This window comes from Pseudomonas sp. H3_D04 (assembly GCF_054669175.1).
On record NZ_CP162801.1, the window covers coordinates 3726924 to 3747564 of the forward strand.

The 20641-nt window shown below is 58.2% G+C and carries 19 protein-coding genes and 1 pseudogene; 10 read left to right on the forward strand and 10 right to left on the reverse strand.

Going from position 1 to position 20641, the window contains the following annotated elements:
• Positions 1-104: 104 nt before the first annotated feature.
• Both AB4N91_RS17100 and AB4N91_RS17105 read right to left on the reverse strand, forming a co-directional pair.
• Positions 105-839, reverse strand: coding sequence for a thioesterase II family protein (locus AB4N91_RS17100; RefSeq protein ID WP_083374655.1), 735 nt, complete (start codon positions 837-839; stop codon positions 105-107).
• 239 nt (positions 840-1078) lie between these two features.
• A complete protein-coding gene (locus AB4N91_RS17105; protein ID WP_154911484.1) occupies positions 1079-2251 on the reverse strand; it encodes an MFS transporter in 1173 nt (390 codons plus the stop codon).
• Positions 2252-2483: 232 nt separating this feature from the next.
• Here AB4N91_RS17105 and AB4N91_RS17110 point away from each other — a divergent pair, with 232 nt between their 5' ends.
• The 6 genes from AB4N91_RS17110 to AB4N91_RS17135 all read left to right on the forward strand — a co-directional run bounded on the left by AB4N91_RS17110 (position 2484) and on the right by AB4N91_RS17135 (position 9008).
• Positions 2484-3272 (forward strand): glucose 1-dehydrogenase, encoded by a 789-nt coding sequence (locus tag AB4N91_RS17110; RefSeq protein ID WP_154911483.1) that lies wholly within the window; start codon positions 2484-2486, stop codon positions 3270-3272.
• Positions 3265-5091 carry a glycoside hydrolase family 15 protein gene (locus AB4N91_RS17115; protein WP_154911482.1) on the forward strand — a complete coding sequence of 609 codons (1827 nt, stop codon included), beginning with the start codon at positions 3265-3267 and terminating at the stop codon, positions 5089-5091. Before AB4N91_RS17110 ends, AB4N91_RS17115 begins: the two co-directional genes overlap by 8 nt.
• A 326-nt stretch (positions 5092-5417) precedes the next feature.
• Positions 5418-5807 carry a hypothetical protein gene (locus AB4N91_RS17120; protein ID WP_154911481.1) on the forward strand — a complete coding sequence of 130 codons (390 nt, stop codon included), beginning with the start codon at positions 5418-5420 and terminating at the stop codon, positions 5805-5807.
• A 134-nt stretch (positions 5808-5941) separates the two neighbouring features.
• The gene (locus tag AB4N91_RS17125) at positions 5942-7030 is read left to right on the forward strand and encodes an SIR2 family protein (RefSeq protein WP_154911480.1); all 1089 of its coding nucleotides are present in this window, start codon (positions 5942-5944) and stop codon (positions 7028-7030) included.
• A 68-nt stretch (positions 7031-7098) separates the two neighbouring features.
• The gene (locus AB4N91_RS17130; protein WP_154911479.1) at positions 7099-8055 is read left to right on the forward strand and encodes a putative phage abortive infection protein; all 957 of its coding nucleotides are present in this window, start codon (positions 7099-7101) and stop codon (positions 8053-8055) included.
• A gap of 50 nt (positions 8056-8105) precedes the next feature.
• Complete coding sequence (locus tag AB4N91_RS17135; protein ID WP_154911478.1) at positions 8106-9008, forward strand: alpha/beta fold hydrolase; 903 nt, start codon at positions 8106-8108, stop codon at positions 9006-9008.
• Here the strand turns inward: AB4N91_RS17135 and AB4N91_RS17140 are convergent.
• Positions 8977-9960: a GlxA family transcriptional regulator gene (locus AB4N91_RS17140; protein WP_077748911.1), complete on the reverse strand. Its 984-nt coding sequence runs from the start codon at positions 9958-9960 to the stop codon at positions 8977-8979. The two genes, AB4N91_RS17135 and AB4N91_RS17140, sit on opposite strands and share 32 nt — an antisense overlap.
• Before the next feature lie 88 nt (positions 9961-10048).
• Here AB4N91_RS17140 and inhA point away from each other — a divergent pair, with 88 nt between their 5' ends.
• On the forward strand, positions 10049-10726 hold the full coding sequence (inhA, locus tag AB4N91_RS17145; protein ID WP_288111675.1) for an isonitrile hydratase: 678 nt from the start codon (positions 10049-10051) through the stop codon (positions 10724-10726).
• 468 nt (positions 10727-11194) lie between these two features.
• Here the strand turns inward: inhA and AB4N91_RS17150 are convergent, their stop codons facing one another.
• Positions 11195-11995 carry an aminoglycoside phosphotransferase family protein gene (locus AB4N91_RS17150; protein ID WP_460111303.1) on the reverse strand — a complete coding sequence of 267 codons (801 nt, stop codon included), beginning with the start codon at positions 11993-11995 and terminating at the stop codon, positions 11195-11197.
• 7 nt (positions 11996-12002) lie between these two features.
• Positions 12003-12491, reverse strand: coding sequence for an SRPBCC family protein (locus AB4N91_RS17155; RefSeq protein ID WP_010458415.1), 489 nt, complete (start codon positions 12489-12491; stop codon positions 12003-12005).
• Between the two features lie 273 nt (positions 12492-12764).
• Between AB4N91_RS17155 and AB4N91_RS17160 the strand changes: the two genes are divergently transcribed.
• Positions 12765-13166: a lysozyme inhibitor LprI family protein gene (locus AB4N91_RS17160; protein WP_200668021.1), complete on the forward strand. Its 402-nt coding sequence runs from the start codon at positions 12765-12767 to the stop codon at positions 13164-13166.
• A gap of 135 nt (positions 13167-13301) precedes the next feature.
• Here AB4N91_RS17160 and peaD read toward each other — a convergent pair whose 3' ends face one another.
• The 4 genes from peaD to peaA form a co-directional block, all read right to left on the reverse strand.
• Complete coding sequence (gene peaD, locus AB4N91_RS17165; RefSeq protein ID WP_010458411.1) at positions 13302-14420, reverse strand: quinohemoprotein amine dehydrogenase subunit beta; 1119 nt, start codon at positions 14418-14420, stop codon at positions 13302-13304.
• 24 nt (positions 14421-14444) lie between these two features.
• Complete coding sequence (gene qhpC, locus AB4N91_RS17170) at positions 14445-14768, reverse strand: quinohemoprotein amine dehydrogenase subunit gamma (RefSeq protein WP_008027961.1); 324 nt, start codon at positions 14766-14768, stop codon at positions 14445-14447.
• A 1-nt stretch (position 14769) separates the two neighbouring features.
• The gene (gene peaB, locus AB4N91_RS17175; protein WP_010458403.1) at positions 14770-16200 is read right to left on the reverse strand and encodes a quinohemoprotein amine dehydrogenase maturation protein; all 1431 of its coding nucleotides are present in this window, start codon (positions 16198-16200) and stop codon (positions 14770-14772) included.
• 81 nt (positions 16201-16281) lie between these two features.
• Positions 16282-17862 carry a quinohemoprotein amine dehydrogenase subunit alpha gene (peaA, locus tag AB4N91_RS17180; protein ID WP_200668017.1) on the reverse strand — a complete coding sequence of 527 codons (1581 nt, stop codon included), beginning with the start codon at positions 17860-17862 and terminating at the stop codon, positions 16282-16284.
• 345 nt (positions 17863-18207) lie between these two features.
• Here peaA and AB4N91_RS17185 point away from each other — a divergent pair, with 345 nt between their 5' ends.
• The gene (locus AB4N91_RS17185) at positions 18208-18564 is read left to right on the forward strand and encodes a hypothetical protein (protein WP_460111308.1); all 357 of its coding nucleotides are present in this window, start codon (positions 18208-18210) and stop codon (positions 18562-18564) included.
• Positions 18565-18636: 72 nt separating this feature from the next.
• On the opposite strand, the pseudogene AB4N91_RS17190 reads toward AB4N91_RS17185, so the two are convergent.
• A pseudogene (locus AB4N91_RS17190) lies at positions 18637-18864 on the reverse strand (DUF1652 domain-containing protein); the annotation flags it as partial.
• Positions 18865-19138: 274 nt separating this feature from the next.
• On the opposite strand from AB4N91_RS17190, the gene AB4N91_RS17195 reads away from it, so the two are divergent.
• On the forward strand, positions 19139-20629 hold the full coding sequence (locus tag AB4N91_RS17195; RefSeq protein WP_083374666.1) for an aldehyde dehydrogenase family protein: 1491 nt from the start codon (positions 19139-19141) through the stop codon (positions 20627-20629).
• Positions 20630-20641: the final 12 nt, after the last annotated feature.

Sequence of the window (20641 nt, forward strand, 5' to 3'; positions counted from 1 at the left end):
GAACAAGTATCAGGCAGGAGGTAAAACGCGGGGTGTCAGAGGGATAAGAATCATTGTGGGAGCGAGCTTGCTCCCACAGGGATTGAGTGACGCCCGGGATTGCGTCAGGCGCTGGCAGCCATGGCGTGCCGCCGATGGTGAACCTCAAGCTGATCCTTGATCACCCGCAACACCTTGGCTTCGTGCTCATGGATAAAGAAGTGCCCGCCCGCGAGCATGTCCACCGAAAAACTACCGTGGGTTTCCTTGCTCCAGCCGATCAACTGCTCGGTGGTGGCCCGATCATCCTTGCCACCGAGCACATGCACCGGGCACTTGAGCAAGGGACGCTGCTGCGGTTCGAAGCGCCCGCACAGCAGGAAGTCCGCGCGCAGGACCGGCAGTGTCAGGCTCATCAGCTCTTTATTGGCCAGCACTTCTTCGCTGGTGCCATTGAGGGTGCGCAGTTGATCGATCAATTCGGCATCGGTCCTGGGCTGGGCGAAGCCGCGATCGTAGTCGGCCCGCATGGTGGGTGCAGCCGTGCCCGAGGCGAACAGGGCCACCGGCTCCGGGCACCCCAGCGAGCGAAACGCATGGGCCATTTCACAGGCCAGCAACGCGCCCAGGCTATGACCGAACAATGCGTATGGCGCCTTGAGCGTGGCTTTTTGTTCCTGGGCCAGTTGCAGCGCCAGGCGTCGCATGTCGGTGTGCAACGGCTCGCCATACCGTGCGCCACGCCCCGGCAGTTCCACCGGCTGCAGCGTGAGCCATTCCGGCAGCTTGCGCCGCCAGCGGCTGTAGACCATGGCGCTCGCGCCTGAATAGGGCAGGCACAGCAATGTCAGCTGGGTCACCGGGCTTACCTCGAAAAGTTGTCTATCAAGGGAACGGATGAGGCCGGCCTTGAATTAGTCCCAAGGTTGTAGAAGTGCCGAACACTGACATCGTGGCGAGGGCGCTTGCTCCCGCTCGGCTGCGCAGCAGTCGTAAAACGGGTGGATGCGGTGTATCTGAAAAATCTCAGTAAATGGTTTTGGGGCCGCTTCGCGACCCAGCGGGAGCGAGCTCCCTCGCCACAGGTTCTGTGTTTCGCTTATCTCAGGTGGCGATAGCTTTGGACTGCGGAACCGAGGATCACCGCACCGGCAGCAATCGCCAGCCAGAATCCACTACGGGCCCCGAATGCATCGATCAGCCAACCCGAACCGGCCGCACCGATTGCCACGCCAATACTCAACCCGGTGACCAGCCAGGTCAGGCCTTCAGTCAGTTTGGCCGGCGGCACGATGCGCTCCACCAACGCCATTGCCACAATCAGCGTCGGCGCAAAGAACAGACCGGCGACAAACACCGCCAGCGACAGCCCGAGAATGTTCGTCGCCAACAGCAACGGCAAGGTGGTGACCGCCGTGGCCACCCCGCCATACAAGAACAATCGCGGCAGCGGCACTTTCGAGCGCAACGCCCCGAACGCCAATCCCGCCAGGCAGGATCCAATGGCATACACCGACAACACAACGCTCGCTGCTGCCGGCTGGCCCTGCTGCTGGGCGAAGGCCACGCTGACCACATCCACCACCCCAACGATGGTGCCCATGGCGACCATCAACAGCATCAGCAATTGAATGTCGAGCGAACGGATCATCGAGCCCTGATGGTGTTCTTCATGGGGATGCACCGCCGGCTCGGTGTCCCGTTGCAGGACAAACGCCGTCACCCCGATCGCCAGCATCAGCAACGCCGCCAACGGACCGGCCTCGGGAAACGCCACCACGCACAACCCCACCGACAGCGGCGGTCCGACAATGAAGCAGACTTCGTCCAGCACTGATTCCAGCGCATAAGCGGTTTGCAGCTCCGGCTGGCCGCGATACACCTCGGTCCAGCGCGCACGGACCATCGCCGACATGCTCGGCATGCAACCGGCCAGCGCGGCGAACACAAACAACGTCCAGATCGGCGCCTGCAGGCGGGTGCAAAGCAACACCAGCAACAACGCCCCACCACCGATCAACGCCGAAACCGGCAGAACCCGGCCTTGACCAAAGCGATCCACCAGCCGCGAGACTTGCGGTGCACAAAACGCCGTGGCCAGGGCAAACGTCGCCGCCACCGCACCGGCCAGACCGTAGCCGCCTTGCAGTTGCGAGAGCATGGTGATCAGGCCGATGCCGGTCATGGAAATGGGCATGCGCGCGATCATCCCGGCCAACACGAACGCTCGGCTGCCAGGGGCTTTGAACAGGTCGCGGTAGGGGTTGGTCATGGGGTGCGAGTCTCAGTCAGGGCGAGCAAGTTGCCATAAGGCGGACCGAGGGGAAAGCAGGCAATTGTTGGTTGAATGTGAAGGCCTCACACGTTGATCGTTCCCCCCGCTCGGCGTGGGAACGATCAGGTGTCACGCGGTCAGGTGACGAAACTTTCATGGTTCGACGTGAACTCTCGCCAGCCCCCGTCAGTCAGCTGATTAAGCCCTCACACTCAAGGCGCTCACGCTGATGCAGATTTCCCTCGACCAACAAGTCGCCCTCGTCACTGGTGCCAGCTCAGGCATCGGCGCAGGCGCCGCCAAGGCATTGGCCGCCGCCGGGGCCGCGGTGGTGATCAACTACCATTCCCAGGCTGAACCCGCCGAAGAACTGGCCCGGCAGATCAACGCTGAAGGCGGTCGGGCTATCGCCATCGGTGCCGACGTTTCCAAAGAAGAAGACGTCGAACGGCTGTTCGCGCAAACCCTCGAGGCGTTCGGTTCGCTGGACATTCTGGTGGCCAATTCGGGTATGCAAAAAGACGCCAAGGCGGTGGACATGACCCTCGCCGACTGGAACCAGGTGATCGGCGTCAACCTCACCGGACAGTTCCTCTGCGCCCGCGCCGCCCTGCGTATTTTCAACCGTCAGGGTATTCGCGAAGGCGTGTCCCGGGCCGCCGGCAAGATTATTCATATGAGCTCGGTGCACCAGCGCATTCCCTGGGCCGGCCACGTCAATTACGCCGCGTCCAAGGGCGGCGTCGACATGCTGATGCAAACCCTCGCCCAGGAAGTCAGCCACCAGCGCATCCGCATCAATGGCATCGCACCGGGGGCGATTCGTACAGACATCAATCGCGATGCCAACGAGGAGCAACTGCTCAAACTCATTCCTTACGGCCGGGTCGGTGAAGTCGAGGACATCGCCAACGCGCTGGTCTTCCTCGCCTCCGATGCGTCGGACTACATCGTCGGCACCACCCTGTTCATCGACGGCGGCATGAGCCTCTATCCGGAGTTTCGCGGCAATGGCTGATCATCATCCCGAGCGACAAAGCAACATCGACGCCCACGGCATCATCGGCGACATGCGCAGCGCGGCGCTGGTCAATGACAAGGGCAGCGTCGACTTTTTCTGCTGGCCGGAATTCGACAGCCCGTCGATCTTCTGCTCGCTGCTGGACACGCCCGAGGCAGGCATTTTCCAGCTATCGCCGGACTTGCCTGATGCGCGCCGCGAACAGATTTACCTGCCCGACACCAACGTGCTGCAAACCCGCTGGCTGAGCGAGCGCGCCGTGGTCGAAGTCACCGACCTGCTGCCCATCGGCGACAGCGAAGATGATCTGCCGGTGTTGATGCGCCGGGTCCGGGTGGTCAGCGGCCAGGCAACGTTTCACATGCGCTGCGCCGTGCGGCATGACTACGCTCGCGCCAGGACCCACGCGCGCATGGATGCCAAAGACGTGGCATTCGAGGCCGATGATCAGCCCTCTCTGCGCCTGGCATCGGATCAGACCTTGCGTATCGACGGCAACGCGGCCGTCGCTGAATTCACCCTCAAACAGGATCAGAGCGCGGAATTCCTGCTCGGCGGCATCGACGACCCGCGTTTCAACGAAGGCGCGGCCGGGTTGTGCCTGGAACGCACGCTGAAGTTCTGGCGCGACTGGAGCGGTCAGTCCAACTACCGTGGTCGCTGGCGGGAAATGGTCAACCGCTCAGCCCTGGCCCTGAAGCTGCTGACCTCGCGCAAACACGGCGCGATCCTCGCGGCGGCCACGTTCGGCCTGCCGGAAACACCCGGCGGCGAACGCAACTGGGACTACCGCTACACCTGGATCCGCGACGCCTCGTTCACCGTCTATGCGTTCATGCGCCTGGGCTTCGTTCAGGAAGCCAACGATTACATGCGCTGGCTGCGCGGGCGGGTCAGCGATTGCCACGGCAAACCGATGAAACTCAACATCCTCTACGCCATCGACGGGCGCCAGGAACTGCCGGAAACCGAGCTCACGCACCTGTCCGGCCATGGCGGCGCGACGCCGGTGCGCATCGGCAATCAGGCTTATGATCAGGTCCAGCTCGACATCTTCGGCGAGCTGATGGACGCGGTGTACCTGGTCAACAAATACGGCGACGCGATCTCCCATGAAGGCTGGAAACACGCCGTGGGCGTCGTGGACCAAGTCTGTGAAACCTGGCAGCAAGAGGATGTGGGCATCTGGGAAATGCGCGGCGAACAGCATCACTTCCTGCACTCGCGACTGATGTGCTGGGTGGCCCTGGACCGGGCCATTCGACTCGCCTCCAAACGCTCCCTGCCCGCGCCGTTTTCCCGCTGGGACCAGACCCGTCAAGCGATCTACGCCGACATCTGGGACAACTTCTGGAACGAAGAACGCGGGCATTTCGTGCAGTACATCGGCGGCACCACGCTGGATGGTTCGATGTTGCTGATGCCGCTGGTGCGCTTCGTCAGCGCCAAGGATCCGCGCTGGTTATCGACCCTCGAAGCCATTCAGAAAACCCTGGTGCGCGACGGCATGGTCTACCGCTATCGCAACGAAGACAGCCAGATCGACGGCCTCAGCGGCACCGAAGGCGCCTTTGCTGCGTGTTCATTCTGGTACGTCGAATGCCTGGCCCGGGCAGGCCAGGTCGAAAAGGCGCACCTGGAGTTTGAACAATTGCTCAGGTACGCCAACCCGCTGGGCTTATACGCCGAAGAGTTCGACAGCCATGGGCGACACCTGGGCAACACGCCGCAAGCGTTGACGCACCTGGCGCTGATCAGCGCGGCGAGCTTTCTGGATCGGAAATTGAGTGGGGAGAAAAATTACTGGCAGCCTTGAGTTCGCGTTGTCCCTATCGCGAGCAGCCTCGCTCCCACAGAATTTGTGTCAAACACGCTATTTGTGAACGACACCAAACCTGTGGGAGCGAGCCTGCTCGCGAAGACGTCATCAGCCATAGCTCGGGACTGGCTGAATACCAGCGAAAAAAGTGAGCGGTAGGGTCCAGACTCCTACAACCATTAAACAAACCTGCCCAATCACCCGAAACCGCTCATTCCAACAGCCCGAAAACGTTTGTTGCCAGCCGTTACATCCCCCCCTACCATCGACCGTCAACGGGTGCAGCGGAGCTGCCCGATAAAACCCGAATTCAAGGAACCAGAATGAACCAGCGTATCCACCGCCCCATCGACACCCCTCTGCGTTCAGGCCTGAACCGCGATGAACTGTGGGAGGCCCACGACAAAGGCCTGATCAAATGCTGGGAAATCGGCCGCCAACGCGCCGCCCGTTTCCCCGAACTCGCCCAACGCTGCCTCGTCGGTGAGTTGCCGGTGCTGGGCTGGAAAGGTGGCGTGAGTCGCAGCCTGAAGAAACTCGAAAAGTACGGATCCCTCAAATACCTGGCCCAGTGGCAGGGTTTGCGTGGGGAGGATCTGGATGTTGATCTGAGTGAAGAGCGGCCTCTGACGTGTTCGCGGACGAGGATGGTGGTGACGTTTACGCCGGACCGGTCGAAGTATTTTAATCCGGCCGTAGAGCTTGATGCTTGAAAATAGGAAAAATTTCTCGAAAACTAGCTTCCGCCCCCAATGCACCATATAACCAAGCATGACGCAAACAACAGTTAACATGCTCCCACACACATTACAAAAAACTATAAAACTCACACTATTGAGACAGGCGAATGAGCGTAAAAGAACTTGATGCGCTGAACCAAAAGTTCAAAGGAAACTTAAAATCAGGTAAATGGACCTTATGTATTGGTGCCGGTGTTTCTTATGGAATCGTACCTACATGGCTAGAACTCACAAGACGACTTGTAAACGAGACATTCAATACAAATCTTTCGGAATTAGACTTTCAAAAACTAGTATCCGACAGCGCTTGGAGTCTCGACAGTTGGATACAAGCTTGTGCCAATCACTATCAAATCAACACAAAGTCAACAGCGGATTTTTTTGATCTCATCGAGAAACATCTTTATTCAGACCTTCGTAACAAAGGAAAAAACTCAGGTATTGAAGATGTACTGGTAAACGTTCTTGATAGACCTAGAAATGCTTCCCGCGAAGATGTTTTTCGTATCTGTAGCTTCTTTGAAACTAACTACCCACAGTCATCCCTAATTGCAGTAATCCAAGTGCTTTTGCAATGCGCCAAAGATGATCAACTACCAGAGGCTGTCATCAGCTTCAATGCCGACACACTTCTCCACACACTACTGGAACTTTTTCAACGTCGCGATCACTATCGCGGACCTCCGCCTCACTCCCATCCAAAGTATGGCTTCAAGCCAGTATTTCGCCCCACAGATTCCGCAAAAGTACAAACGCCAATTTATCATTGCCACGGATCTATTAAACCTAAAGCGTTGTTGGCAACTCATCAACCCCGAGACTCGCGAGATCGGCTGGTATTCTTAGAGAGTGAATACATTCGGGTTGCTACAGTTGCGTCTTCTTGGGCCGAAACCTTATTTATGTTTCATGCACAGACGACGAGAATGACCTTTCTTGGGTTCTCAATGTCCGATCCGAACATGCGTCGATGGTTGGCTCTTTCAAATTTAAGTACTTTGCAAGACCTTAACGCTATGACACAGTTAAATAATATGACTCCTCAGCATATTTGGATCACGACTGACCCTACGAATCCGGTCCTAAAAAAACTCAATAACGAAGCTCTTATTCATCTAGGGGTCCGACCAGGATGGATCAGAAACTGGACTGATGTAAAAGGCGCGTTCTGCAATCTTCTTGGATTAAACGTCTAACGCAGACGCAAAATACAAATTTACACAATACTCACTTCCTCCACCACCGGTCAACAAAACCAATTAAGATGAAAAAACAATACGAAAAACCAGAACTAAAGTTGCCTTGGCATAAAGTCTACTGGCTTGAAAGTCTTATAGCAGCCACAGGCCTACTGCTCATGAATCTCATATTTATTGCAAAAGCATATCGAGCATCAGACACAGTTGACCCAACAACAGCAGGCCAACTTGGAGATTTCATCGGTGGTTATTTCGGAACAATATTCACCCTTATAAGTGTAGTTCTTTTATTCGCCACACTCCGCAACCAAAGAATAGCCTCACAACAACTTTACTTCGAAACAAAGTACTTTGAGTTGATAAAAATGCACCGTGACAACGTGGCAGAACTAGAACTATCCAAATCAAAAGGAAGAAAAATTTTCGTAAATTTAATACGCGAATTCAGAGAGATATTGAAAATAACGAAATCGGTTTCAAAAACTCACTCCCAAGACTTCTCACAGCACAACCTTATTCACATATCGTACTACTGTCTGTTTTTCGGCACTGGACCAAACTCCTCTCGCATGCTAAAAGAATCATTAAAAACATTCAACCAACCATTTATTGAAGATCTAATAAACACACTAAACGCGACCGAAACCAAATCAAAAATAAAAAAAGACAGGGCTTTTAGTTACACACCTTTTGAAGGACATCAATCACGACTAGGTCATTATTATCGCCACCTATATCAAACAGTAAAATACGTAGACCAACAAAAACTTGACATAACAAAATACGAATACGTCAAAACAATAAGAGCTCAGCTATCTACGCACGAACAAGCACTTCTACTTATTAACAGCCTATCACCCATTGGAGAAAAATGGATAACCAATTACTACTTGGAAACTTATAAGCTAGTAAAAAATATTCCATTTAATTTCTTTGACCCTGCCACAGAACTAAACACCGAATCCTTATTTAGCAGAAACTACTTTGAATGGGACGAGACAGACGAACCAAGACAAGATTAAAGCAATAAGATTATGTTAGGGTATTTCTTACATCATAGAGCTAGCCAATTATGAAAAAAAACTCGACGATTAAGCGCGCTCATCTGACAACTCTGACTATTGCCTACGAAGAGCACGGCCCCACCAGCGGCGACCCCGTCATCCTCCTCCACGGCTTCCCCTACTCGCCTCGCGCCTTTGATGAAATTGCGCCAGCCCTAGCCGCTCGGGGCTACCGCGTTATCGTTCCGTACCTGCGCGGCTACGGTCCGACCCGCTTCAACAGCCCCGACACCCTGCGCTCCGGCCAGCAAGCCGCCCTCGCCCAGGATCTGCTGGACTTGATGGACGCGCTGGCCCTCCCGAAGGCCGCCCTTTGCGGCTACGACTGGGGCGGTCGGGCGGCGTGCATCGTCGCGGCGCTTTGGCCGGAGCGGGTTCGCTGTCTGGTGACGGGCGATGGCTACAACCTGCAGAATATTCCCGGCTCCACCCAGCCACAGGCCCCGGAAACCGAGCATCGCCTCTGGTATCAGTATTACTTTCACACCCCGCGCGGTGTCGAGGGCCTGACGAAAAGTCGCCGGGACTTGTGCGAATTGCTCTGGAAATTATGGTCACCGACCTGGGCCAAAGGCCCTGAGCGCTACCCACTGAGCGCGCCGGCCTTCGACAACCCGGATTTCGTCGAGGTGGTGATTCACTCGTACCGTCACCGCTTCATGTACGCGCCAGGGGACCCGGCACTGGCGTGGATGGAAGAAGCGCTGACCCGGCAACCGTCGATCAGCGTCCCGACGATTTCCCTGTGTGGTGCCGACGATGGCGTCGGACCGGCCGAGGAGATTGATGAGGACATTGAACATTTCTCTGGGTTTTATGAGCGGCGAGTGCTGGCGGGCGTCGGCCACAACATTCCCGAAGAAGCACCCGAAGCGACGCTCAAGGCATTACTGGATCTGCTTCAGCGCTGACAGAAAACCGCTCGCGATAGGCTTGCGGCGTTACGCCCATGGCCCGCAGAAAACTGCGACGAAGCGTTTCTTCACTGCCGAACCCGCACTGCACCGCCACCCGTTTGATCGGCAGACCGGTATCACTGAGCAAGCGTCGCGCGGTCTCGACCCGGATCAGCTCGATGGCCCGCGCCGGCGTCTGGCCGGTGTCGGCGCGGTAATGGCGAACGAAGCTGCGTTCGCTCATGCCGGCCTGCAAGGCGAGTGTCGGAATGCCCAGGTCCATGGTGAGATTTTCGCTGATCCAGGCATGAAGTTCGTCGAACCGGCTGCCTTCCTTTTGCAGAGACAAGGTCACACTGAACTGCGACTGACCGCCCGGGCGCTTGAGGAACACCACCAGTTGCCGAGCGACGTCCAGGGCCATGGTGCGACCGAGATCCTCTTCGACCATCGCCAATGAAAGATCGATGCCGGCCGTAACGCCGGCCGAGGTCCAGACCGGGCCGTCATTGATAAAGATCGGGTTGGGCTCGACCCGTAACCGGGGATGTTTCTGCGCCAATTGCTCGCAACGGGTCCAGTGAGTCACCACACGCCGACCGTCAAGCCAACCACTGGCCGCCAGCAAGAACGCCCCGGTGCACACCGATGAAACCCGCCGACATGCCGTCGCCTGTTCACGCACCCAGGCCACCAGCGACTCATCCTCCGCCGCCGCGTAGACACCCCAACCACCGGCGATGATCAAGGTGTCGCTGCCTTGCTCGGGCAACGGCTCGGCTAACAGCGCCAGCCCCGCCGACGACATCACCACCCCGCCACCGTTGGCAATTACCGTCGGCGCGTAGGGCGCCGGCAAGCCTTGTTGACGGGCGATGTCGTTGGCCGAGGCAAACACCTGCAACGGCCCGGTGACGTCGAGCAATTGCACATTGGTGAACGCGAGCACATGAATGGTTTTTGGCATATTGGCGTAATTCGTGGGGTTATTGGCGTATACGCCAGATCCTACGAGCCTAAAGTGAAGCCGTCCACCCACTTCATGAGAAAACACCATGACGTTGCAGATCGGTTTTCTGTTGTTTCCACAGGTTCAACAACTGGACCTCACCGGCCCTTACGACGTGCTGGCATCGCTGCCGGACGTGAAGGTGCATCTGATCTGGAAGGACCTGGTGCCGGTTACTTCGAGCACCGGGCTGGTGCTGAAGCCGACCATGACCTTCGATGATTGCCCGCCACTCGATGTGATCTGCATTCCCGGGGGCAGCGGCGTCGGGCCGTTGATGGAAGATGAGCAGACATTGGCGTTTATCAAGGCCCAAGCGGCTAACGCGCGTTATGTCACGTCGGTGTGCACCGGCGCGCTGGTGCTCGGTGCGGCCGGTCTGCTGAAAGGCAAACGCGCGACCACGCACTGGGCTTATCACGAATTGCTGGGGCCTTTGGGGGCAATACCGGTGAAGGATCGCGTCGTGCGCGACGGCAATCTGCTGACCGGTGGCGGGATTACCGCAGGGATCGATTTTGCCCTGACCCTGGCGGCCGAGTTGTTCGATAAGGACACGGCCGAGCTGGTGCAGTTGCAGCTGGAATACGCCCCGGCACCGCCGTTCCAGTCCGGCAGCCCTGAAACAGCGCCGCCGAGCGTATTGGCAGAAGCGCATCGGCGGGCGGCGCCATCCCTGCAGCAAAGGGCGCAGATCACTGGACGGGCGGCGGCCAGGCTGTAGCAGTACTTTTCGACAGGCGAAAAAAAACCCGCTTCGGCGGGTTTCTCAAGACCATTTTCGACATCCTGTCGGCAGCCATCCTGGCCAATGGTCGATCATCCCTGATCCTGAGTACTCCCTGTACTTCAGTTGATGGATCCAGAATAAGCGCAATGGTGAAGCACCAAAAGACGACATACCCGTCAGCAGGTGTAAGCCTTTGACCATAAGATCAAAAATCCACACGAACACTACAGTTTTCAAAAGGCGAAAAAAAACCCGCCGAAGCGGGTTTTCCCAAGACCATATCGACTCCCTGTCGGCAGCGAATCCTTGCTAATGGTCGATCATCCGTGATCCTGGAGCACTTCCTGTGCTTCAGTTGATGAGGCTAGATTACGCTTCGGATCCAATGTGCAATAGACGACATAGCTACCATCGCGTGTAAGACATTCGCTATACCCGCCCTTCCGAAAACCCTTAGACGCGTCAGCCAATCAGCATGAAAGCCGCGAGTTCAGCGGCCTGCAGCTGTCCTTGCGCCGCAAGCTCATCCTTATCCTCGAGAAACCAGGCCGCCGACAACCCGGCAAACGCCAACACCCATTGCAGCAGCCGTTGACGCTCCAGCGCCGCGGCCTGGGCCACGACCTCGATTTGTTTTTTGAAGCGCTGCGGATCATTAGCCGTCGGCAAATCCGGATTGCAGATCAAGTTGGCGTAGTCGAACCCGCGCTCGCCGATCACCCGCTTCGGATCGATAGCGAGCCAGCCTCGCGGGCCGAAATCCAGAACATTGTCGTGATGCATATCGCCGTGCAAAACCACCACATCCTGCGGCTCGGCGAGCAGCGCTTCGGCGGCTTTCAGACCGAGCAAGTAAGTGCCGCCCTGCTGTTCGGCGGCCATGCGCAAGGAAGCGAACCATGACCATAAGGGAATCAGGGGCGGCGGCGATGATGAACGCGGGGCGTGTAAACGAGCCAGCGCCGTGCACAGTATCCGGCTGGCCTCGTCATCCTGGCCGTTGAGCGCCATGTGCATCAGCGATCGATCGCTCTCGGCACGTTCCAGCACCAACGCATCGCCATGATGAGCGTAAACCCGCGCGGCGCCCTCGCCGTCCCACCAGGTCATCAGCAGATTGCCGAACTTTTCCTCGGCATCGACGGCGACCTTCAACATGGCCGGCAAATCACCCATCCGTACCGGCAGCAAACGACTGCCGGGCGTGATGATCGGTTCGCCGTCCGGCGCCAGGGCCCAGCGTTTCAACCAGGTTTCAAACATGCAGCCTTTACTCTTCCTGACGCTCGTGAGCCTTGGCGCCGGTTTTCAGAAATTCTTCGATATTGCTCATCTGCTCATCCCAGCCACGGCTGTCCATACGGAACGCCTTGAGCCTGCGCGTCTGCGGGATGTGATCAAAACCGGACTCGGTGACCTTCAGCAACGTGCCCTCATCCATGTCTTCGAGCTCGAACTTCACCAGCGTGGTGGGTTCCTGGGAATAATCGGTGTCCGGCTCCACCGCATAGGGATGCCAGCGAAACGAAAACACCCGCTCCGGCTCGACCCGCTCCACCAGCACATTCCACAGCAGGTACTCATAACCCGGGTAAGTAATCTGCCCCTGCGTCCATTCACCGGCGACAAAGCGCTTGCCCTCCAGCGCCACGCCAAACCACTGCCCGAAGGCCTCGGCATTGGCCAGCACGCGCCACACCTGCGAGCGCGGTACTTTGAGCAGGATTTTCCTTTCGATGCGATCTGATGCTGGGTTCATAAGTCACCTCCTGTACTGAACAGTAGGCCTGTAAGACCACAAGACCAACCTTAAAGTTGTATCAATGGGGTGTTGTTATCAAGCACGTCTGAAATATTCGGCTGCATTTCCAGTGGGAAGTTCTGGCTCGCAGGCGAATGCCAGGCACAGTACGCGGACCGTTGACGCAGGCAAGCCCCTTGGCTAAAGAGGTTACACCTGACTTCATTATTGGTTGACCACCCTCTTCGCTACACTGCATCTCTACGTTTACCCATCACAGCGAGAATCACTATGCACCCACGCTTCCTCCTGGCCCTGACCCCTTTGCTGTTCACCACCGTCGCCCACGCGGCGGACTGTGACAACGCCACCGACCAGGCCACGATGAATCAATGCGCGGCGCAGCAGCACAAGGCGGCGGACAAAGAGTTGAATGCGCTTTACCAGCAGATCACCCAGCGCTTGAAGAGCAACCCGGACAGCAAAAAGCTGCTGCTCGGGGCACAGCGTTCGTGGATGGCGTTTCGGGATGCCGAGTGCAAGTTTGCGAGTGCCGGGGTGGAAGGCGGGAGTGTGTATCCGCTGATCTACAGCAACTGCGTGACTGAATTGACCAAGGCGCGGGTGGAGACTTTCAAGAATTATCTGAAGTGTCAGGAAGGGGATATGGGTTGCCCGGTACCTGGGGTGTAACACTTCGGTGACGCTGAGGGCCTCTTCGCGGGCAAGCCTCGCGCCTACAGGTTCGCAGTGATCGCACTATTGGGTACGACGCGACCGTGTAGGAGCGAGGCTTGCCCGCGAAGGCGTCAGTTCAGACGCCACACGTTACCGGACAAATATCTGCGCCGTCGTGATCGCCATATCCCCCCCCGGCAACTTGATGTTGCCGATCTGTTTCATGCTCTCCGGATCAAAGATCGCCACATCATTAAACGTCCCCGCCAGGTAGATCTTGCTGCCGTCCTTGTTGAAGGAAATGCAGTAGTAGGAATGATCCAGCGTTGCCGCCTGGAGCATTTTCTTCTCCTTGATGTCGTACTTGGCCAGGCGGTTGAGCACGCCGAACATCAGGTTCGGATCCTTGGGCGAGCGCATGCCGCTGAAGTAGATTTCCGTCAGAGGGCCGAAGTCGGTGGTTTCGGTCTTGCCGGTTTTCAGGTCGATGCTGAACAGCCCGTAGAGGTATTCAGCGGTGGCCGGATCCTGTTTCTTGTCCTTGAATTTCGCGGCGGTGTAGAGCAGCGAGAAATCATGGCGATAAGTCTGCTGGTTCCACACGTAAAGCACGTCCGGCGCGCTGTAGTTCGCCCGTTTCCAGTGACGACTGGGGATCAGCACGTCGAACTTGCCGGTCTTCACGTCGACCTTATAGACATCCGCCCCCGCCACGTACAGCGTGCCGTCGTCACCGCTCTGCATGATGGTCAGCTGCCGTGGCGCCGGGAAACTGCGCACGGGTTTGGCGTCCAGGCCGGCGTCGGTAGCGTAGACATCGAGCCGCGGCTGTTGCACTTCGTAGCGGTCGTTGAGCATCAACGTCGGGTTGGCGATGGCAAACAGTTCCTTGCCGTCGTGGCTGAGGGTAAAGGCGAACATCGACTTCGCTTTCTCCCCAGGTTTCTGGGTGATGCTGGCGTGGAACACTTGCTTGCAGCTGTCCAGCTCGACGCCGTAGACATCCGCGTAGTGATTGTTCAGCACGTAAGCGGTCTTGCGATCCGGCGATAACTGCACAGTGCCCGGACCGAAGGCGTCCGGCATCTTGCAGGTCTTGAACAAGGTGTCCGTCGCCAGGTCGAGCACGTGCAGGTTGTTCGGGTAATTGGTGGTCACCATGTACTCGTGACCCGCTTGTAATGCAGTGTTTTCATCGGCCAGAACGTTGATTGAACAGACGCTCAGGACGGCGAACGCGGCCAGGCCGCAGGCTTTAATGCGATGCATGCTGGAATCCTTCTTCATGTCCGATCACTTGTCTTTCGGGAAGACAGTGCCGAGGTTGCGCCAGTTGTCGTTGGACGCCTGGGCATCCTTGTTCCAGTCCGGGTAGGTGCTCATCATGTCGGGCACCTGGGCCGGCCACCAGCAAGGGTCGGAGCAGCCATACAGGTCGGCTTCCATCGGCTGGCACAGCGACGACACCCCGCCAAACGCATCGATTTCCCAACCCGGGTCAGTGGTCGAGGCACAGCCCGCGACAGAGCTCATCGCCACCACTTCTTCGATACGGTTTTCGGCCGCGGCCTCATCCAGTTTCAATGCTTTGTTATTGATTGCCTTGAGATGTTTCATATCAGTGAGCCTTGCGCGGAGTGATGTAGCTGCTGATAAACGCAGGGTTGTGGGCCATGATCCGGGTGTAGACCTCGATGCCGAAGTCGACCCAGTCACGCATCAGTTCGCAGTAGTGATAGGTCGGATGGGTCGGGTCGCCGTACCGGGCGTAACTCTCGTGGTAGCAGCCGCCGGAGCACAGGTTGCGGATCTGGCAGTCTTCGCAGCCGGTGTTGGTACGGTCCAGGCGCTGGGACAGGAAGTCATTCAACTCCACCTGTTTTACACCGCTGTGGACGTTGCCGAAGGTCGGCAGGCTCGACCCGGTAAAGCGATGACACAGGTTCAGTTCGCCCTTGTGATCCACTGCCAGCATCTTCAGGCCCGCGCCGCAAGGCAGGGCTTTTTTGTGGCCTTCATGGATGTCGGTGATCAGCTGGTGCAGATTGGAGAAACCGATGTTGCGGTGTTCCAGAGCCGCTTCCAGGTAACGCCGACCAAGTCTCTTCATGCTGGCGAAGACTTCGATCAGCTCGTCGCTGGACAGGTTGAAGGTGCTGATGTCGCCGGAGGTCACCGGGGCGAAGCCGACCTCGGCAAAACCCAGTTCGTTGAACAGGTGGTCCCAGATGGTTTCCACATCGGTGACGCCGGTGGTCAACGTGACCCGGGCACCCACCGGACGACTGTTGTAGCGCGACAGCAGCATCTCGGCCTTGCGCCGCACCACGTCGTAAGTGCCCTGCCCGCCCACGGTGATTCGGTTGCGGTCGTGCACGGTTTTCGGTCCGTCGATACTGACTGACAGGCCAAAGCGGTGGGCATTCAGGTAGTCCACGGTCTCTTCAGTGAGCAGCGTCGCGTTGGTGGTCATGACGAACTCGACGAACTTGCCGGCCTCGCGGAAGCGCTTCTCGCAATAGTCGACCATGTACTCGATCAGCTTGCGATTACTCAGCGGCTCACCACCGAAAAACACCACGGTGAAGCGCTCTTCATCCGGCGATTCGCGCAGCAGCATTTCCACCGACGCGACGGCTGTTTCGACGTCCATTTTCTTGCCGGCCGAGGGCTTGTCGAGGTCTTCCTTGTAGCAGTAGGTGCAGCTCAGATTGCAGCCGGTGTTGACGTTAAGCACCACGGTATTGATCGCCGTGCGCTCGACCCGTTTGGTGCCGATGTCCGGGGTCAGCGGCGAGCCGTCGCTGACCAGTTCCAGGGACATCAGCTCGCGCAGGGTCTCAGTGATTTCCTCGCCGTTGAAACGCGAGGCCAGGCGCTGGATCAGGTCCTCCGACGAACAGCCGGGACCGCGCAAGGTATCGATGATGGTGCCCGTCAGCTCATCGCTGGCGAACAGCGAACTGCTGGGGATATGAAACAGCATGCGGTCGGCATCGACGTGCACTTCGTGCAGGTTCCGTTCGACCAGATTCAAAATAGCGCCCATTGCAACCTCCTGTGCAAACCCCGGTTGACGGGGCCTGCGGTCATTCCGAAAAAGTGTCTGAAGCCTTAGGGATCAGCGAACTCATGGAATGGGTGGATTGTTCCAGCGTTGCACGGTGACGATCATGTGGCCTTCGCCGGTCAGGGATTTCCCTGCGTCGTCGACGGCGGCGATCACCTTGAGGTTGCCGGCATTGTTGGTGGACATCTTGCGTTGCGGGTTCGGCCCGGCATCGCCCGGTGTGAACACGCCGCTGTCGGCCTGCATGGTGCCGGCGAACTTGACGTCTTCGTCTTCCTTGGCGCGATCGTCGAAGGCTTCGACCGACCACTGCGCCGGGAACACGCCGATGCGATACGGCTTGCCATCTGCACCCTTGCCCCAGGCTTCGGCATCGAACCGGCCCTGGACTTTCGGCGTCGAACCACCGCCCTCGCCGATCCGTGCCACCGAGAACTCGGGCACGACTTTGACTTGGTTGATCTTGCTGTAGACCGACAGGGTCGGGCCTTTCAGCGTGCCAACGGTGACGTTGCGCAGCCCCGGCTGGGCGTTGGCGGCCGCCTTGAGTTTGACCTTGATGCGATCAGGGCTTTGCTCGACGACTTCCACCACGTCCACGCCTTTGCCGAAGTTCGGTTTACCGGTGAGACCGCTGCCGATCAGGGTCACTTCCGTTTCGGTACCTGCCTTCAAATAACCCGGCTGCACCGCCAGCAAACGACTGCTGCCGTGTTTGGTGGCGACGAAGTCCAGACCGCGCTCATCGTGCTCGGCCTCGAACATCCGCCCCTGCATGGCATTGCCTTGGGCCGCGAACACCTGGCGCATGGTCACGCCGTCGATGGTCACGTTGCCGCGCCATTCGTAACCGGTGTAGAGAATCGCGCTGCCCTCGCCGTTGAACGGGCTGCCGTCGGCGTATTGGCCTTTGACGCCGACCTTGAAGGTGTCGCTGCCATCGGCGGTGACGCTCATCATGCCGGCCAGTTCGCCTTTACCCGGCAAGTGGCCGCTGAAGCTCCAGTCGCCGACCAGCGCTTCGGCTTTCGGTGCGCTGCTCAGCCATTTTTTCCAGGCCGGGTTGTCCAGCGGGTAACGCTTGGCCAAGAGCGGCACCATGTCTTTTCGAGCCAGGTCGAACCAGTCGCGGTCACGAGACAGCGCCTGGTATTCCAGGGACGGCCATTGGCCGAGGTGGAAGTTCACCAGGCGCTCCCATTCCTGGGCCGGACGCCGTTGCAAAGCGACTCGCGCACCGGAGTGGCAGCGGCCGCACATCTGACTGGTCTGATCGTCGAACTTCTCGACGGTATTGAGTCGGCGCTCCAGCGCATAACGCACGCCATCGGTTTCACTCGGCGCCAGGCCTTGGGTGTCGGCCAGGTATTTGACCAGAGTGCGGCGGTCGTCATCGCTGATCTGCAAACCGTGCATGGTCTGCATCCGGGCGATGCTCATCAGCCAACCTTCCGGGGTTTTTCGCTGGTGGCTGATGCGGCTCAGGGCATTGTCAGCTTCGGGGGTGTGACAGCCCTGACAGGTTTCCTTGAGGATGGTCTGGGCGTCGCGGGCTGCCAGGCTGTATGGCGAATGCAGCGCCACACACGCGGCCACGGCCAGCAGACTGGCGCTCAGGCCTGATCGGAGTCTTCTCTTCATCAACGTCGAACCTCGCACAGTGCTTTCTTATTTTTGTGGCTTATCGTTTTTATGGTTTCTGCCGTCGGCGGCGCAGCGCTGACGGAGGCAAGAGAAACGTCTGCAATGAGCAATACACGGAGCGTGCCAGCTTGACGACAGCCTTTCTTATCAAGCACTTACACGAAGACAAGGCCCGCGAATCGAGGCTGGGCGGGTTCGCCTGCGTCTAATATCGCGACAGGTGTTGCAACCTGAGACAAGCATAGATCCCCCGGCCGGAACAGTTCATCGCCCGACGATTGACGGCCATTGCAGGCGGGTGCGAAATGGTGATTCACCGATTGCCAGTCAGGGGAAAACAAAATGGCAAGCATCACTGTCCTGGCGGGGGACTTTCTGCAGGGTGATGGAGAGTACAGAGACGGCGTTTTTACCCTTAGAACGTCGCTGCACCCGTGGCCCGGCATCACCCTCCCGCTCTCAGCGTTCAAGCATGTGGAAGTCGCTAACCAGGAATCGATCAACAACATCAAGGACGCCATCGGCTTCGGCGTGGCGGGCGCGATGTTGCTGGGGCCCATCGGCGCCCTCGCCGGGTTCATGTTGGCCGGCAAGGAGACCGAAGTGACCTTTCTGGCGACGCTCAATGATGAAAAAAAGCTGTTGGCTGCCGTAGATGGCGCCACGTTTGAAGAGATTTCTCGGAAGATCCATTCCTGATCTGCCATTTCCCCGCAGCACTTGCGTGTTGCGGGGGGACGCCGGCTCAACTGGCCAATGTCGAGGAAAGTTTTTGTGAGCCTCGATTTTTTGCTGAATATCCGCCACAAGTACAGCAATGTCATGGGGACTGTTCAAGTTCCATATGGGGACGTTAGTGGCGATCAGTTCCACTTTTCCTGTCATGCAGTCACAGACCCGGATCGTCAGGGACTGGTCTGCCTCCATGACGCATGTGCACACAGCGGGCAACATACTGTGTTCAATGATGTTTTGAATTTCCAGGGTTGAAAGGAACATCGTTACCTCCCTCACGCCAGATGGTTGGCCGGATGAACGGACCATCGCTTCATCCACCGAGCCAGAAAATTCTAGTCTCCTAAAGTGGGTGTCTCAAGGTCGCAGCAGGTCGCTCGTCGTCTCATAGTTGTCGCAATTTGCAACAACCCCCTCTGTGTCCGCTGTTCCCATGAGCCGCCAAAACCCCGCCGACCAAGGGCGTCCCTGCCTTTCTTGGCACTTGGCACAGCCATTGCGAAAGCCTCCGTTCTCACGAACAACAAGAGGTCTCGCCATGCCCCTCCCTTATTTGCTTCCCGCCACCTCGGCGTTCATCCAGCGCGCCCCGCGCATGCTTATCGGCGGTGACTGGGTCGAGGCCGCCGACGGCCAGACCATGCCCCTGCACAACCCGGCCACCGGTGAAGTGCTGTGCGTCGTGCCAAGGGCAACGCCCGAGGACGTCGACCGCGCCGTGCTGGCCGCTCGTCAGGCCTTCGATGATTCGCCCTGGACCCGCACCCGCCCACGAGAGCGGCAGAACCTGTTGTGGAAACTCGCCGACCTGATGGAACGCGACGCCGAACTGCTGGCGCAACTGGAATGCCTGAACAACGGCAAAAGCGCAGCGGTGGCCCAGGTGATGGACGTGCAGTTATCCATAGACTTCCTTCGCTACATGGCGGGCTGGGCGACCAAGATCGAAGGCTCGAGCGTTGAAGTGTCGTTGCCGCTGATGCCCAACGATCAGTTCCACAGTTTCATCCGCCGCGAAGCGGTAGGTGTAGTGGGCGCCATCGTTGCCTGGAACTTCCCGCTGCTGCTGGCCTGCTGGAAACTCGGCCCGGCCCTGGCCACCGGCTGCACCGTGGTGCTCAAACCCGCCGACGAAACCCCGCTGACCGCGCTGAAACTGGCCGAACTGGTGCTGGAAGCCGGGTACCCCGAGGGCGTGTTCAACGTGGTCACCGGCACCGGCATCACCGCTGGCTCGGCGCTGACCCACAACCCTCTGGTGGACAAGCTGACCTTCACCGGCTCCACCGCCGTGGGCAAGCAGATCGGCAAGATCGCCATGGAGTCCATGACCCGTGTCACGCTTGAACTGGGCGGCAAATCACCAACCATCGTCATGGCCGATGCCGACCTGAAAACAGCCGCAGCCGGGGCCGCCAGCGCAATTTTCTTCAATCAGGGCCAGGTGTGCTGCGCCGGTTCCAGGCTGTATGTGCAGCGCAAGCATTTCGACAATGTGGTGGCGGACATCGCCGACATCGCCAACGCCATGAAACTCGGCAACGGTCTGGACCCAAGCGTCGAGATGGGGCCGCTGATTTCCGCTCGCCAGCAGGAACGGGTGTACGGGTACATCGAAAAAGGCCGGGAAAGTGGCGCGACCATCGCCTGCGGTGGCGAGCAGTTCGGGCCAGGTTTTTTCGTCAAGCCGACGGTGATTGTCGATGTCGACCAGAAGCACTCGCTGGTGCAGGAAGAGATCTTCGGCCCGGTGCTGGTGGCGATTCCGTTCGATGATGAAGCCGATGCGTTGCGCATGGCCAATGACAGTCCTTATGGGCTGGGCGCGAGTATCTGGTCGAACGACCTGGCGGCGGTGCACCGGATGATTCCGCGAATCAAATCGGGGTCGGTGTGGGTCAACTGCCACAGCGCGCTCGATCCGGCGCTGCCGTTTGGCGGGTACAAAATGTCCGGGGTCGGGCGGGAGATGGGGTATGCGGCGATTGAGCATTACACCGAGTTGAAGTCGGTGTTGATCAAGTTGTAATAGCGCCGTTCT